This window comes from Micromonospora sp. URMC 105 (genome assembly GCF_051386295.1).
Classification (GTDB): Bacteria; Actinomycetota; Actinomycetes; order Mycobacteriales; family Micromonosporaceae; genus Micromonospora.
Map to the genome: position 1 here is coordinate 1 of NZ_JBPQTL010000123.1, position 14,725 is coordinate 14,725.

12 protein-coding genes are annotated in these 14,725 nt (G+C 73.5%); 7 read left to right on the forward strand and 5 right to left on the reverse strand.

The window, feature by feature from the left end; genetic code table 11:
• Window positions 1-9: 9 nt before the first annotated feature.
• Window positions 10-1,299, reverse strand: coding sequence for an adenylosuccinate synthase (locus ACSNN7_RS26230; RefSeq protein ID WP_436683623.1), 1,290 nt, complete (start codon window positions 1,297-1,299; stop codon window positions 10-12).
• Between the two features lie 123 nt (window positions 1,300-1,422).
• On the opposite strand from ACSNN7_RS26230, the gene ACSNN7_RS26235 reads away from it, so the two are divergent.
• Entirely contained in the window at window positions 1,423-2,433 is a 1,011-nt protein-coding gene (locus ACSNN7_RS26235) for a hypothetical protein (RefSeq protein ID WP_436683624.1), read from the forward strand.
• An 823-nt stretch (window positions 2,434-3,256) separates the two neighbouring features.
• The gene (locus ACSNN7_RS26240) at window positions 3,257-4,762 is read left to right on the forward strand and encodes a chromosome partitioning protein (protein ID WP_436683637.1); all 1,506 of its coding nucleotides are present in this window, start codon (window positions 3,257-3,259) and stop codon (window positions 4,760-4,762) included.
• 45 nt (window positions 4,763-4,807) lie between these two features.
• Here ACSNN7_RS26240 and ACSNN7_RS26245 read toward each other — a convergent pair whose 3' ends face one another.
• Window positions 4,808-5,236, reverse strand: a complete 429-nt coding sequence (locus ACSNN7_RS26245; RefSeq protein WP_436683626.1) for a DUF3151 domain-containing protein — start codon at window positions 5,234-5,236, stop codon at window positions 4,808-4,810.
• Window positions 5,237-5,487: 251 nt separating this feature from the next.
• Here ACSNN7_RS26245 and ACSNN7_RS26250 point away from each other — a divergent pair, with 251 nt between their 5' ends.
• On the forward strand, window positions 5,488-6,699 hold the full coding sequence (locus tag ACSNN7_RS26250; protein ID WP_436683627.1) for an LOG family protein: 1,212 nt from the start codon (window positions 5,488-5,490) through the stop codon (window positions 6,697-6,699).
• A gap of 55 nt (window positions 6,700-6,754) precedes the next feature.
• On the opposite strand, the gene fbaA is transcribed toward ACSNN7_RS26250, so the two are convergent.
• Together fbaA and ACSNN7_RS26260 are read right to left on the reverse strand one after the other, a co-directional pair.
• A complete protein-coding gene (gene fbaA / locus ACSNN7_RS26255; RefSeq protein WP_436683628.1) occupies window positions 6,755-7,777 on the reverse strand; it encodes a class II fructose-bisphosphate aldolase in 1,023 nt (340 codons plus the stop codon).
• Window positions 7,778-7,903: 126 nt separating this feature from the next.
• Window positions 7,904-8,287, reverse strand: coding sequence for a phage holin family protein (locus ACSNN7_RS26260; RefSeq protein WP_436683629.1), 384 nt, complete (start codon window positions 8,285-8,287; stop codon window positions 7,904-7,906).
• A gap of 130 nt (window positions 8,288-8,417) precedes the next feature.
• Between ACSNN7_RS26260 and ACSNN7_RS26265 the strand changes: the two genes are divergently transcribed.
• A complete protein-coding gene (locus ACSNN7_RS26265) occupies window positions 8,418-8,630 on the forward strand; it encodes a hypothetical protein (RefSeq protein ID WP_436683631.1) in 213 nt (70 codons plus the stop codon).
• Here the strand turns inward: ACSNN7_RS26265 and ACSNN7_RS26270 are convergent.
• A complete protein-coding gene (locus ACSNN7_RS26270; protein WP_436683632.1) occupies window positions 8,621-8,821 on the reverse strand; it encodes a hypothetical protein in 201 nt (66 codons plus the stop codon). The two genes, ACSNN7_RS26265 and ACSNN7_RS26270, sit on opposite strands and share 10 nt — an antisense overlap.
• A gap of 164 nt (window positions 8,822-8,985) precedes the next feature.
• On the opposite strand from ACSNN7_RS26270, the gene ACSNN7_RS26275 reads away from it, so the two are divergent.
• The 3 genes from ACSNN7_RS26275 to ACSNN7_RS26285 all read left to right on the forward strand — a co-directional run bounded on the left by ACSNN7_RS26275 (window position 8,986) and on the right by ACSNN7_RS26285 (window position 14,714).
• Window positions 8,986-10,509: an LPXTG cell wall anchor domain-containing protein gene (locus tag ACSNN7_RS26275; RefSeq protein ID WP_436683633.1), complete on the forward strand. Its 1,524-nt coding sequence runs from the start codon at window positions 8,986-8,988 to the stop codon at window positions 10,507-10,509.
• 114 nt (window positions 10,510-10,623) lie between these two features.
• Window positions 10,624-12,198: a 3' terminal RNA ribose 2'-O-methyltransferase Hen1 gene (locus tag ACSNN7_RS26280; RefSeq protein WP_436683634.1), complete on the forward strand. Its 1,575-nt coding sequence runs from the start codon at window positions 10,624-10,626 to the stop codon at window positions 12,196-12,198.
• Entirely contained in the window at window positions 12,195-14,714 is a 2,520-nt protein-coding gene (locus ACSNN7_RS26285; RefSeq protein WP_436683636.1) for a polynucleotide kinase-phosphatase, read from the forward strand. The genes ACSNN7_RS26280 and ACSNN7_RS26285 overlap by 4 nt, the downstream gene beginning before the upstream one ends.
• Window positions 14,715-14,725 lie beyond the last annotated feature (11 nt).

Here is a 14,725-nt window from a genome sequence, read left to right on the forward strand (position 1 = left end):
GAGGGGGGTTTAAGGGAGGAGGGGGTGGCGGAGGACGTTTTCTTCTCGGCCGGGGCCTACGCCTACGACGCTGACTCTGGTGCCGGTGATCTCTTCGATCCTGGCGATGTAACGGCGGGCGTTCTCGGGGAGGTCCGCCTCGGTCCGGGCCTTGGTGATGTCCTCCCACCAGCCGTCGAGCTCTTCGTAGATCGGCTTGGCGTGGTGGAAGTCGGTCTGGGTCATCGGCATGTCGTCGAAGCGCTCGCCGTTGATCTCGTACCCGACGCAGATCGGCACCTTCGTCAGGCCGGTGAGCACGTCCAGCTTGGTGACCACGAGGTCGGTGACGCCGTTGAGGCGGCAGGCGTACCGGGCGACGACGGCGTCGAACCAGCCGCAGCGGCGCTCCCGGCCGGTGGTGGTGCCGTACTCGTGGCCGATCTTGCGGAGGTGCTGGCCGTCCTCGTCGAAGAGCTCGGTCGGGAACGGTCCGGAGCCGACCCGCGTGGTGTACGCCTTGCTCACCGCGATCACCCGGTTGATCGCCGTCGGCGGGATGCCCGCGCCCACGCACGCCCCGCCCGCCGTCGGGTTCGACGAGGTGACGAAGGGGTAGGTGCCGTGGTCCATGTCGAGCATGGTGGCCTGGGCACCTTCAAGCAGCACGGTCTCGCCGCGGTCCAGCGCGTCCCAGAGCATCACCCGGGTCTCCGCGATGTACGGCTTGAGCCGCTCCGCGTACTGCAGGTACTCCTCGATCGTCGCGTCGACGTCGATCGCCTTGCGGTTGTAGATCTTGAAAAGCAGCTGGTTCTTCTCGCGCAGCGCGAGTTCCAGCTTCTTGCGCAGGATGCCCGGGTCGAGCAGGTCCTGGAGCCGGATGCCCATCCGGGCGACCTTGTCGCCGTACGCCGGGCCGATGCCCCGGCCGGTGGTGCCGATCCGGGCCGAGCCGAGGTAGCGCTCGACCACCCGGTCCAGCGCCCGGTGGTGCGGCATGATCAGGTGCGCGTCGCCGGAGATGCGCAGCCGGGAGACGTCCACGCCGCGCTCGGCGAGCCCGTCGATCTCGGCCAGCAGCACCTTCGGGTCGACCACCACGCCGTTGCCGATGACGATCATCGCGCTCGGCGAGAGCGCCCCGGACGGCATCAGGTGCAGCGCGTACTTCTGCCCGTCGGGAGTGATCACCGTGTGACCGGCGTTGTTGCCGCCGGAGTAGCGCACGACGTAGTCGACCCGCTCACCCAGCAGGTCGGTAACCTTGCCCTTGCCCTCGTCGCCCCACTGAGCGCCGATGAGCACGATCGCTGGCATCTTCTCCGCCTCCAGAAGGCTCGGGTGCCAGGTGGCGACCGGTTGGCGAGCCCGGGGTGTCAGGCTAACAAGTAGTGACGGCGGGACCGGCAGGGGTCGCGTCGAGAGGCAGGAGGCTCCTTCGTGTACGACGTGGTGCTGCTCACCCTCGGCTCGGAGCGGGACGCTCCCGGTGGAGGCTGCGGCAGTGGCGGGGCCTGCTGCGGTGGCGCGACCGGATCCGACGGCGCGGACGCCTCGACGCAGCCCGAGGAGCGCTGCGAGACGCCGCGCGTACCGGTGCTGGCCTGCGCGGACGCGCTGACCGCCCGGGGCGCCCGGGTGGAGACCGTCACCGCTCGTTCGGACGCCGAGATCGACAGCGTGCTGGCCCGGCTCGACGCCCCCGCCCGCCCCGACGGCCTCACCTGGCCGGACCCCGACTCCAAGACCCGGCTGATCGTCGCGACGGCCACCGACGCCCAGTTGCGCGCCGTCCTGCGCCGGCTGGTCCGGCGGTACGCCCCACCGCCCAGCCGCCGCCCGGCGGACCTGGCCGGCGACCGTACGGTGCCGGACCTGCCGACGATCGGCGTACTTCCGCTCGACCCGGCCCGCAGCGGTGCGGGGCGTGACCTCGCCGCGCAGCTCGGGCTGCCCCGCGACCCGGTGGCGGTGGCCGCCGCGGTGCTGGACGGCGCTCCCCGCCGGCTCGACCTGCTGCGCAACGACGCCGGCTCGGTGACCCTGGACGGCGCCCTGCTCGGCGCGGCGGACGACGAGGGACGCCCGCTGCACTGGCGCGGCCGGATCGAGGTGGACGACGCGGTGCTCTCCAACGGCGAGGACCCGATCCTGGCCTGTGCGATCGGCAACGCCGGCGGGTACGCGACGCTGGCCGGGCTCCCGCTGCTGACCAGCCCGGACCCGGCCGACGGCGCGGTCGAGGTGGCGGTGGCCGTCCCGGTGGTCACCCGCTCAAGGTGGGGCCGGAAGCGGGTCCGGTTCGAGGTCCGCCGGGCCCGGGGGCGGGCCGTGGCGGTCGTCCCCCGGGACGAGAAGGTCCCCTTCCTCGACGACGGTGTCGAGGGCGAGCTGAACCGCAAGCGGTCGTGGTGGACCGAGCCGGGCGCCTGGGCGGTCTGGACGAGCTGACCCGAAACGGCGTTCCGTCACGTTCCGTGACCGGAACGGGACCGCCTATCCTCGGCAGGAGGAATGGGGAGGAACCGTGGTGGACGAGAACGCCGACCGGGGCCAACTGCCCGGCCAGCACGCGGTGCCGGAGCGGGACATCGAACCGCTCTGGCCGCCCGACGCGACCGACACCGCCCCGCCCTGGGGCGTCCCGCCCTCGCCGCTGTACCCGTCGCTGACCGCAGAGGTCAACGCCGGCCCGGTGGGCGACGGCTGGACGGCGCCCCCGCCGGACGGCGACTGGACGTCCCCGCGACCCGACGAGTCGACGGGACAGCCGACGCCGGGCCCGTACCTGCCCGGTCCCGGGCAATGGTCCGCCGGGCCGGACGACACCGGCGACAGCGTCCCGCCGCGCAGCGGGTTCGCGGGCAGCGAGGACGACGCTCTCCTGACGAACGGCGGGCTGCCCGGCGCGAACGGCGCGGCCACCGGGCACGGCGTGGCGGCCACCAACGGCAGCACAGCCGGCGCGGCCGGTGCCGGTGCGTCCACCGGCGCGGTGCCGGCGGCCGGCGGGCACCTGCCCGACGGGACGGGCACTGCACGCCCGGACGGCACCGCCTCGAACGGCACCGCCGCCGGCCCGGACGGCCCGGCGGCGAGCGGCGCGAGCACCGAAGCCGGCGTCCCGCCCGCCGGACCCGGCGTGGCGGGCGCCGAGGTGGGTCCGGTGGCCGGGAACGTCTGGTCCCCGGCCGAACCGGCGGAGGACGCCGGGCCGCCGGAGCGTGCCGCGCCGGCACCCCGGGTGGGGCAGCCCGCCCCGGTCGACCTGGACCTGCCCTTCACCCTGGACCAGCCGATCACCACGCCCGGGCCGCACACCGCGCCGGGCACCCCGGTGGTACCCGGGCCGAGCGCGCCGGAGGCGGGTGCCGGCCGGGCACCGGGCGAGTCGCCCTGGGCCCAGCCGCCGCAGCGCGCCTCCGCCGTCGGCGGCGACGAGATGGCGGGCGACCCGGAGGCGGGGCGCGGCGAGGCGATCGGCAGCGCGACCGTGCCCGGACAGCCGGCGGAACCCACGCCCCCGGCACCGAGGCTGGGCCCGTTCCCGCCGTCACCGGGCACGCCGCTGGCCCCGCCCGGCCCGCACCCGCCGACGGAGTACCCGCCGGGGCCCACGCTGGCGGTGCCGCACGCCCGTCCGCCGCAGCCCGGACCGGCCCCGGTCGCCCCCGCGCATCCCGGCCCGCCGCAGCCCGCGCCGGGACCGCCCGCGCCCCCGCAGCCGCCCGCCGGGTGGTACCAGCCCGCCTGGCAGGGCAGCACCCCGCCGGCCGGGCTGCCCCGGCAGCCGCACCCCGAGCCACCGGCGCAGGCCGGCTACCCGGACGCGGGCTGGACGCCGGACGGCGGGACGGCGCCGACCGCGGAGGACTTCGCCCGCCGCCGGCAGGCCCGCCCGGCGGACCCGGTCGCCACCATGGGGGTACGGGCGGTGGTCAACCGGATCGGCCTGGTCAAGCTGCCCCCCGGGCGGTACGAGCAGGAGGTCAAGCGGGACGTCGAGATGGTCCGCCGCAACTTCGGCGGGCTGCGCCAGGTGACCGTGGTGAACCCGAAGGGCGGCGCCGGCAAGACGGTGGCGATCCTGCTGCTCGCGATGACCTTCGGGCAGAAGCGCGGCGGGTACGTGCTGGCCTGGGACAACAACGAGACCCAGGGCACCCTGGGCATGCGCGCCCAGCAGGACTTCCACTCCCGTACGGTCCGGGACATGCTGCGCGACCTCGGGCAGTTCCAGGGCGCGCACGGCCGGATCGGCGACCTGTCGCAGTACGTCCGCTCGCAGGGCGAGGGGATGTTCGACGTGCTCGCCTCGGACGAGTCGGCCACCGGCGGCGAGATGCTGACGGCGGCGGCCTTCGCGGAGATCCGCGAGGTGGTCAGCCGGTTCTACAAGCTGATCTTCGTGGACACCGGGAACAACGTCCGGGCGCAGAACTGGCAGGCCGCGATGGACGCCACCGACCAGTTGGTGGTGACCATGTCGGCTCGCAACGACTCGGCGGAGACGGCCGCCCGGATGCTCGACCACCTGGAGCAGAGCGGCCGGCAGCGGCTGGTCCGGCAGGCGGTGACGGTGGTGTCGATGCCGCCGTCCCGCAAGGAGATCGACCTGCCGGCGATCCAGGAGCACTTCGCGGCCCGTACCCGGGCGGTGCTGCTCGCGCCCTACGAGCGCCTGATCGACAGCGGGGAGCCGATCCGGTACGGCGGGCTCTCCTCGGCGACCCGGGACGCCTGGCTGAAGATCGCGGCCGCGGTGGCCGAGGGGCTGTAGGCGCGACGGCCGGCCCGGTGCGCCCGGACCGGCCGTCGCGATGGATCACTCGCTGCCGAGGGCGTCCCCGGCGGCCGGGTCGCAGTCGCGCAGGAACTGCGCGCAGCGGGCCGCCTCGTCCGCCTCGCCGATCTCGCCCGCGGCCCGGGAGAGCACGTACAGGCAGCGGAGGAAGCCCTGGTTGGGCGCGTGCGACCAGGGCACCGGGCCGTGTCCCTTCCAGCCGCTGCGGCGCAGCTGGTCCAGGCCGCGGTGGTAGCCGGTGCGGGCGTAGGCGTACGCCGGGATGACCTGACCGGCGTCGAAGGCCCGGGTCGCCAGTACCGCCCAGGCCGCGCTGTAGGTCGGGAAGCGCGCCGCGACCGCGGCGTACGCCTCGTCGGTGCCCTTGTCGGCGGCGGCCGCGAGCGTGGCGTCCGCCTCTTCGTGCGCGGGCAGGAGGGTGGCCGGTGGCTCAGGCAACAGGTTCTGCATCGTCCCATTCAACCGGCTTCGCCCTACGCCGCGCGAGCGGATCGGCCCGGCGCGCTGGCTGAACGGGGGAGGCGTCCGTCACGCCTGCGGCCCATGCCGCCGCGAGATGTTTTCGATTACAACTATTGGTCCGGAGCCTCCCCAGGACCCGGTTACGCAGGAGCCCGGCGGTTTCGCCCGTCGGGCTCCTGTCGTCCGGGCCACGGGGCGGGCAGGTTTGCCCCCTTGCCCGGCGCGGGCAGGATGGCCAGGTGCCGACTCCACCTCCCGCAGACGTCATCGCGCCGCACGACACCGGCCACGACGAGATCGAGACCCGCGCCGAGTTCGACCGGCGCCTGGCCACCGGCAGCCTCGCCGGCCTGACCGTGCAGGGGCTCCGCCTCGACCTGGACCCGGTCCCCGACCTGACCGGGACCGAGGTCGCCGGCGCCCTCTTCGTCGGCTGCCGGTTCGCCTCCCGGGAGGTCGGCGCCGACCTGGTCCGGCGCGGGGCGAACGTGGTGCCGCCCTTCTCCGGCCTGCCGTACCCGACCCAGCCGTCGCACCTCTACACCCCCGACGAACTGGCCGCCGGGTTCGCCGAGGGCGGCTTCGCCGGGATGTACGACACCCGGGTGTACGCCCACTTCCGCGAGCACGGCGGCGCGCTGCCGGACGTCCGGGAGGCGCTCGGTCAGCGGTTGCACGACCACGGCGTGGACAACGCCCTGGTCGACGCCACCCGGGCCTGGCTCGCCACGCACGGGCCGCAGTCGGTGGTGGGGGTGATGGGCGGGCACGCCGTGCCGCGCGGCAGCGTGCCGTACCGGATGGCGGCGGTGCTGGGCTGGGAGCTGGCGCGGGCCGACCGGCTGGTGGTGACCGGCGGCGGACCGGGCGTGATGGAGGCGGCCAACCTCGGCGCGTTCCTCGCCGCCTGGCCGGCCGACGAGCTGAACACCGCGATCGACCTGCTCGCCGTGGCGCCGGACTTCACCGACCACGACCGCTACACGGCGGCGGCGCTGGCGGTCCGCGAGCGGTACGCGACCGGACCGGCCGTGCCGCAGCAGCGCCGACCGGAGCTGGACTGGGCCCGCTCCGGCGGACTGGCGATCCCCACCTGGCTGTACGGGCACGAACCGGCGAACCTCTTCGCCGGGCGGATCGCCAAGTACTTCTCCAACGCCATCCGGGAGGACACCATCCTGCGGCTGGCCCGGGGCGGGATCGTGTTCGCGCCCGGCCGGGCGGGCACGGTGCAGGAGGTCTTCCAGGCGGCGACGAAGACCTACTACGGCACCGACGGGGCGAGCGGGGCGTACGTCTTCCTGGACCGGGCGTACTGGACCCGGGAGCTGCCGATCGAGTCGCTGCTGCGACCGCTGTTCGCCGCGTCCCCGTTCGGCGACCTGTCGGCGACGGTGCACCTCACCGACGACGTCCGCGAGGCCGTCCGGGTGCTCACCGCGACCGCCTGAGACGCCGACGGCCGGCTCCCGTGATCCGGGAGCCGGCCGTCGCGTGTCGCCGGGACTACTTCATCCGGGTGCCGGTCGAGCGCAGGTGCTCGCAGGCCTCCACGACGCGGGCGGCGAGACCGGCCTCGGCCAGCTTGCCCCAGGTCCGCGGGTCGTACTGCTTCTTGTTGCCGACCTCGCCGTCGACCTTCAGCACGCCGTCGAAGTTGCGGAACATGTGCTCGGCCACCGGGCGGGTGAAGGCGTACTGGGTGTCGGTGTCGATGTTCATCTTCACCACGCCGTAGTCCAGCGCCTCGCGGATCTCGGAGAGCAGCGAGCCGGAGCCGCCGTGGAACACCAGGCTGAGCGGCTTCTCCTTGCCGTACTTGGCGCCCACCGCCTCCTGGATCTGGTTGAGGATCTCCGGGCGGAGCTTGACGTTGCCCGGCTTGTAGACGCCGTGCACGTTGCCGAAGGTCAGCGCCGCCATGTAGCGGCCCTTCTCGCCCAGGCCCAGCGCCTCCACCATGGCCAGGCCGTCCTCGACGGTGGTGTAGAGCTTGTCGTTGATGGCGTTCTCGACGCCGTCCTCCTCGCCACCGACCACGCCGACCTCGATCTCGAGGACGATCTTGCCCTTGGCGGCCTCGTCGAGGAGCTGCGAGGCGATCTCCAGGTTCTCCGCCACCGGCACGGCCGAACCGTCCCACATGTGCGACTGGAACAGCGGCTGCTCGCCGCGCTTCACCCGCTCCTGCGAGATCCCCATCAGCGGCCGGACGAAGCCGTCCAGCTTGTCCTTCGGGCAGTGGTCGGTGTGCAGGGCGATGTTGACCGGGTACTTCTTGGCCACCTCGTGCGCGTACGCGGCGAACGCCACGGCGCCGGTGACCATGTCCTTCACCGAGGGGCCGGAGAGGTACTCGGCGCCACCGGTCGAGACCTGGATGATGCCGTCGCTCTCCGCGTCGGCGAAGCCCTTCAGCGCCGCGTTCAGGGTCTGCGACGACGTCACGTTGATCGCGGGGTACGCGTACCGGCCGGCCTTGGCCCGGTCCAGCATCTCCGCGTAAGCCTCGGGGGAAGCGATGGGCATGTCGAACGCTCCTTACTTACCGCTCTCGGCCGAGCTGGCCGCTGTCTTCCATCGGGTGCGCCGGACCGCGCTGTCCACCGCCGGCAGTATCCCGTAGAAGGTGTCGGCGGGCACAACCGCCTCCCCTCACCGGTCCTCCAGACTGTCCGGTACGGCAACGCTGATCAGCCAGCTCACCACCGCCATCACGATGGCCCCCCAGAAGGCGGCCCAGAAATCGTCCACCCGGAACGGCAGGTCAAACCCGCGCGCGATCCAGTCCGTCAGCAGGAACAGCAGCGCGTTCACCACCAGCGCGATCAGGCCGAGGGTGAGCAGGTAGAACACGCAGCCGACCACCTTGATGACCGGCTTGAGCACGGCATTGACCACGCCGAAGATCAGCGCCACCACGACCAGCGTGGACGCCGTCTCGGTGCCGTTGCGGCCGGTCACGTCGACCCCGGGCACGATCAGCGTGGTGACCCACAGCGCAACCGCGGTGATCGCCAGCCGGATCAGGAAGCCCACGCCCCCATCCTGGCACCGCCGGCCGGCCCCGGTGGGTCGATCCACCGAGTCCGCTTCCGCGCCCAGCGGGCGTCCACCCCGCGCAGCCCGTACGGTGTGGGTGGTATTCCGCCGGAACCAGGGAGGGACGATGGGTCAGCCCCACGAGGACTTCACCCCGAGCGACCGCCTCAGCCCGGAGGAGCGCGACCTGGAGGCCGACCCGGCCGACGCGGTCGAACAGGCCGCGGTGGCCGGCCCCACCGAGGGTGACGCCGAGCCGCACCGCGGCCTGGAGGTCGACGACTGGGACGCCATGGAGCAGGCCCGGGTGGTCACCGCCGACGAGGACGACTACCGCTGAGCCCCCAGGGTGGTCAGCCGGTCCGGGTTGGCCGCCACCCACCCGGCGAGCCGGTCCTGCTGCAGCGCGGTCAACAGGTCCGCTGCGGCGCGCTTGTTGAGCAGGAGGCTGCCCAGCTGCTTCGGCGAATCGACGGTCGGCAGCGACGCACCGGCTTCCGCGCCTGACCAGCACGCGTAACGCCTCGTCACCGCTTCGGCGACGGGGTGTCACCGGGGTGCGGCCGTTGCGCTGATCATGCTCAGCCGTTCGGCTCGTTTGCCCGGTCCGGGGGCCGTTCGGGGTGACGGGATGTTTTAAGGAGTCCTTAAGATCCGCAGGCTCCACCTGGACACCCCCACGGGAGGACCCTTCAATGCTCACGCACTCCACCCGGCGCTGGCTCGCCGGGTTGGGCGTCGCAGGCGCGTTCGTCGCCGCCTCGGCCACCCCCGCGTCCGCCGCCGACGCCCCGTTCAAGGTCGTGGCGCAGGACATGCTGGTCGCCTCGGATCACACCGGCTTCGCGTACGTCTACGCCGAATCGACCGATTCGGAGAAACCGCATCAGTTCGGCCGCACCACCCTGGAGATCGACTTCTCCGGCATCTCCGACTTCGCCGTCCTGGAGCAGCCCGGCGAGGGCTGGGGCTGGGCGTGCGAGACGAGCGGCCAGGCCCTGCACTGCGAGAGCGAGTTCGGTGAGGACGACGGCCCCTGGCTCGGCATCCAGGTGACTGGAAAGCACCAGGCCACGCCGGGTCAGAAGGGTGAGCTGACGTACGCGGTCACCTCCGGTGGCCGGACGGTCAAGACGTCCTCCACCGTGATCGTCGCCGAGGGCGTCGACCTTCAGACCGAGCCCGAGGCAAGCGTCAGCGGCGCGCCCGGCAGCCGGGTCGGCATGCCGGCGGTCGTCCACAACGGAGGGGAGACCACGAGCCGCGGCGCTGCCCTGGTGGTGCACGGCGACTACCTCTCCCAGTACGTCGGCGACTTCTCGAACTGCCGTCCGACCGACATGATGGGCGCGCTCTGCACGTTCGACGAGGAGCTCGCGCCGGGCAAGACCTACCGGCTCTCCGAGGAACTGCCCTTCCAGCTCCATGAGGATGCCCGTACGGGTGCCGTCTTCCACGGGGCGAGCGTCTGGTGGACCAAGGACGACTGGGAGCTGATCAGCCGGGACTGGCAGCAGGACGGCGAGCCGGGCAAGGGGCCGAAGCTGCACCTCGTCGAGCAGACCGGCGCCAAGTCGCTGTCCCCGCAGACCGACCTCGACCAGCAGAACAATTTCACCGAGGTCTCGGTACGGGTGACCGGTGACAACCCGGCCGACCTCAGCGCCAAGGGCGCCACTGGCAGCGGCAAGGTGGGTGATGTCGTCCGGGTGAGCCCCAGCTTCACCAACCTGGGTCCGGCCGTGCTCGAGTACCAGGACGGTCCGTTGTTCCGGGTTTCCGTGCCGCAGGGCACGACGGCCGTCGAGGTGTCCGGCGACTGCCAGCCGTACATCTCGGACGACAAGTGGGATCCGTGGAACGGGAACTGGGGTGAGTCTGGTGCCCGCGAATACGGGTGCGTGGCCTCCGAGACCCCGAAGGGCAGGAAGTACCCCTACGAGTTCGCGCTCCGGATCGACAAGGTGATCCCGGGCGTCACCGGCCCGGTCGCTGTCCGGCTGGCCGGCGACCCGAACAGGAAGAACGACCACGCCACCATCGTCGTGAACCCGACCGGCGTCGGGGGCGACACCGGCAGTGGCGGCAACGGCGGCGGCACGCTGCCGATCACCGGTGAGTCCACCGCGCTGGTCGCCGGCATCGGCGGCCTGCTGCTCGCCGCCGGCGTCGGCGGCTACGTGGTGGCCCGCCGCCGCAGGACCCGCTTCGTCGCCTGATCCCACCCGCACCACCGGCGCCCCGTCGACCACCACGGTCGGCGGGGCGCCGTCGTTTTCCAGGACGACGAAAACCGGACGACGCAAGATCGATGTCCCTGAGACCATGGGCGCGTGCTGCTCACCCTGACCACCACGCACCGGCCGGCGACCGACCTCGGGTACCTGCTGGTCAAGCACCCTGACCGGGTGCAGTCGTTCGAGCTGCCGGCGGGCACCGCGCACGTCTTCTACCCGGAGGCGGGCGAGGAGCGGTGCACCGCCGCCCTGCTGGTCGACATCGACCCGCAACGGCTCGGCACGGGCCGAGGCCGGGGGCGCCGGCAGGCCACCACGCCCGAGAGCTTCACCCTCGGGCAGTACGTCAACGACCGGGCGTACGCCGCGTCCAGCCTGCTCGCCTCGGCACTGTCCACCGTGTTCCGGTCGGCGCTGCGCGGCGAGTCCCGGGACCGTCCGGATCTCGCCGGCACCGCGATCCCGCTGGAGGTACGGGTGCCGGTGCTGCGCTGCCGCGGCGGCGCCGACGTGGCGGAGCGACTCTTCGCCCCGCTGGGCTGGGCGGTCACCGCCACCCCGATCCCCCTCGACGAGCAGCACCCCGACTGGGGTGACAGCCGGTACGTCGACCTCGCCCTGACCGGCACCCTCCGGGTCGCGGACGCCCTCAACCACCTCTACGTCCTGCTGCCCGTCCTCGACGACGCCAAGCACTACTGGGTGGCGCCGGACGAGATCGACAAGCTGCTCCGGGCCGGCGCGGGCTGGCTGGCCGACCACCCGGAGCGGGCCCTGATCACCCGTCGCTACCTGGCCCACCGCCGGGCGCTGGCCGGGCAGGCCCTGGCCCGGCTGACCGAGCTGCGCCTCGCCGACGAGCCGCTGCCCGACGACAGCATCGACGAGCCGGCACCGACCGGCACCGTGCCGGCCGCCGGGACGGCCGGAGCCACGGCCGGCACCACCGGGCACGAGGTGGGACCGTCCGCCGACGCCGGAAGCGGTGCGGCCGCCGCGCCGATGCGGGCGTCGCTCGCGGTACGGCGGCGCGAGGCGGTGCTCGCCGCCCTGGCGGCCAGCGGCGCGACGCGGGTGCTCGACCTGGGCTGCGGCGGTGGCGCGCTGCTCACCGCCCTGGTCGCCGACCGGCGCTACACCGAGGTGGTCGGCACGGACGTCTCCACCCACGCGCTGACGCTGGCCGCCCGCCGGCTGCGCCTGGACCGGCTGCCGGAGCGGCAGCGCGACCGGGTCCGGCTCTGGCAGTCCGCCCTCACCTACCGCGATGACCGGCTGCGCGGCTACGACGCGGCGGTGCTGATGGAGGTCATCGAGCATCTCGATCCGCCCCGGCTGCCGGCGCTGGAGGACGCGGTGCTGGGCCACGCACGGCCGGGCACCGTCGTGGTGACCACGCCCAACGCCGAGTACAACGTCCGCTACGAGGGACTGCCGGCGGGGCGGTTCCGGCACGCCGACCACCGCTTCGAGTGGACCCGCGCCGAGTTCGCGGCCTGGGTGGCACGGGTGGCGGAGATGTACGGCTACACCGCGACCATCGGCGGCGTCGGCGAGGACGACCCCGAGGTGGGCGCGCCCACCCAGCTGGCCGTGCTCACCGCAGCGGAGAAGGCGCCGGTGACCACGACCGGAAACACCATGACCGACCGGAAGGAGGAGCCCCGATGACCACCCTCGACATCCCCGAACTGGCCCTGGTGGCGCTGGTCGGCGTCTCCGGGTCGGGCAAGTCCACCTTCGCCCGCCGGCACTTCCTGCCCAGTCAGGTGCTCTCCTCGGACATGTTCCGGGCGATGGTCGCCGACGACGAGAACGACCAGTCGGCCTCCGCCGACGCGTTCGAGGCGCTGCACCACATCGCCGCCACCCGGCTGCGCCGGGGGCGGTTGACCGTGGTCGACGCGACCAACCTCCAGCCGCACGCCCGCGCCGGGCTGGTCCGGGTGGCCCGCGAGCACGACGTGCTGCCGGTGGCGATCGTGCTGGACGTGCCGGAGGCGCTGGCCTGGGAGCGTACGCAGGGCCGGCCCGACCGGACCTTCGGCCGGCAGGTGCTCACCCGGATGCAGCGTGACCTGCGGCGCACCTACGGGCTGCTGGCCCGGGAGGGCTTCCGCAAGGTGCACGTGCTGCGCGGGGTCGACGAGATCGACAGCGCGCAGATCCGCTACGAGAAGCTCTTCAACGACCGGCGGGAGCTGACCGGGCCGTTCGACATCGTCGGTGACGTGCACGGCTGCCGGGAGGAGCTGGAGACGCTGCTGCTCCGGCTCGGCTGGGTGCTGCACCGCGACGACGCGGGCCGCCCGGTGGACGCGGTGCACCCGGCTGGTCGTACCGCGGTCTTCGTGGGTGACCTGGTGGACCGCGGCCCGGACTCCCCCGGCGTGCTGCGCCTGGTGATGGGCATGGTGGCGGCCGGGCACGCGATCTGCGTGCCGGGCAACCACGAGCAGAAGCTGCTGCGCAAGCTGCGCGGCCGGGACGTGCGGCTCACCCACGGCCTGGCGGAGACGATGGCCCAGCTGGAGGCGGAGTCCCCGGACTTCGTCGCGCAGGTGGCCGGCTTCGTCGACGGTCTGGTCAGCCACTTCGTGCTGGACGGCGGCCGGCTGGTGGTCGCGCACGCCGGCCTGAAGGAGGCCTACCAGGGCCGCGCGTCCGGCCGGGTCCGCGCGTTCGCGCTCTTCGGGGAGACCACCGGGGAGACCGACGAGTACGGCCTGCCGGTCCGCTACCCGTGGGCGCGCGACTACCGGGGCTCGGCCATGGTCGTGTACGGCCACACGCCCACCCCCGAGCCCGAGTGGGTCAACAACACCATCTGCATCGACACCGGCTGCGTCTTCGGCGGCCGGCTCACCGCGCTGCGTTACCCGGAGAAGGAGCTGGTGGCCGTCGAGGCGGTCAAGGAGTGGTACGCCCCGGTGCGCCCACTGGTCAGCGCGCCGGCCCGCGCGGACACGGTGCTGGACCTGGCGGACGTCACCGGTCGCCGGCACATTCAGCACGCGTACGGGACGCTGACCGTGCCGGCGGAGAACGCCGCCGCCGCGCTGGAGGTGATGAGCCGGTTCGCGGTCGACCCGGGGCGGCTGGTCTGGCTGCCGCCGACCATGGCGCCCTGCTCGACCTCCACCGTGGAGGGTTTCCTGGAGCACCCGGCGCAGGCGTTCGAGGACTACCGGGCCGCGGGCGTGGACCGGGTGGTCTGCGAGGAGAAGCACATGGGCTCGCGGGCGGTGGTGCTGGTGGAGCGGGAGCCCACCGGCGGGCCGTTCGGCGGCGGGGTGGTGCACACCCGCACCGGCCGGCCGTTCTTCGGTGCGCCGCTCGACGAGGAGCTGCTGGCCCGGGTGCGCGCGGCGGTGACCGCCGCCGGCCTCTGGTCCGAGCTGGGCACCGACGCGCTGCTGCTCGACTGTGAGCTGCTGCCCTGGTCCGCGAAGGCGGGCGGCCTGATCCGCGAGCAGTACGCCGGCGTCGGCGCGGCCGGCCGGGCGGCGCTGCCGGCGGTGCTCGCCACGCTGGACGCCGCCGCCTCCCGGGGGCTGCCGGTGGACGAGCTGCGGGAGCGGATGACCGGCCGCCGCGCGGAGATCGACGGCTACACGGCCGCCTACCGGACGTACGTGGCGCCGACCGACGGGCTGCGCGGGGTGACCCTGGCGCCGTTCGCGGTGCTGGCGGGGGCGGGCGTGAGTTTCGCCGACCGGGACCACGGCTGGCACCTCGACCTGGCCGACCGGCTCTGCACGGCCGACCCGGAGTTCTTCACCCGCACCCGACGGCAGGTGGTCGACCTGGCGGACGCCGCTGCGGTGTCGGCGGCCACCGACTGGTGGCTGGCGCTCACCTCGGCTGGCGGCGAGGGCATGGTGGTCAAGCCGTACGCGGGCCCGGCCGCCCGGTCGGCGCGGGGCTCGCTGCTCCAGCCGGGAATCAAGTGCCGGGGCCGGGAGTACCTGCGGATCATCTACGGCCCGGGTTACACCGCTGGAGACCAGCTCGCCGCGCTGCGTGGTCGTTCGCTGGGCCGCAAGCGGGGCCTGGCGCTGCGCGAGCACGCCCTCGGCCTGGCCGCCCTCGACGCGTTCGCGGAGCACGCCCCCCTCTGGCGCCGCCACGAACTCGTCTTCGCCATCCTCGCCTGCGAGTCCGAACCAGTAGACCCCCGCCTCTGACCCCACATCCG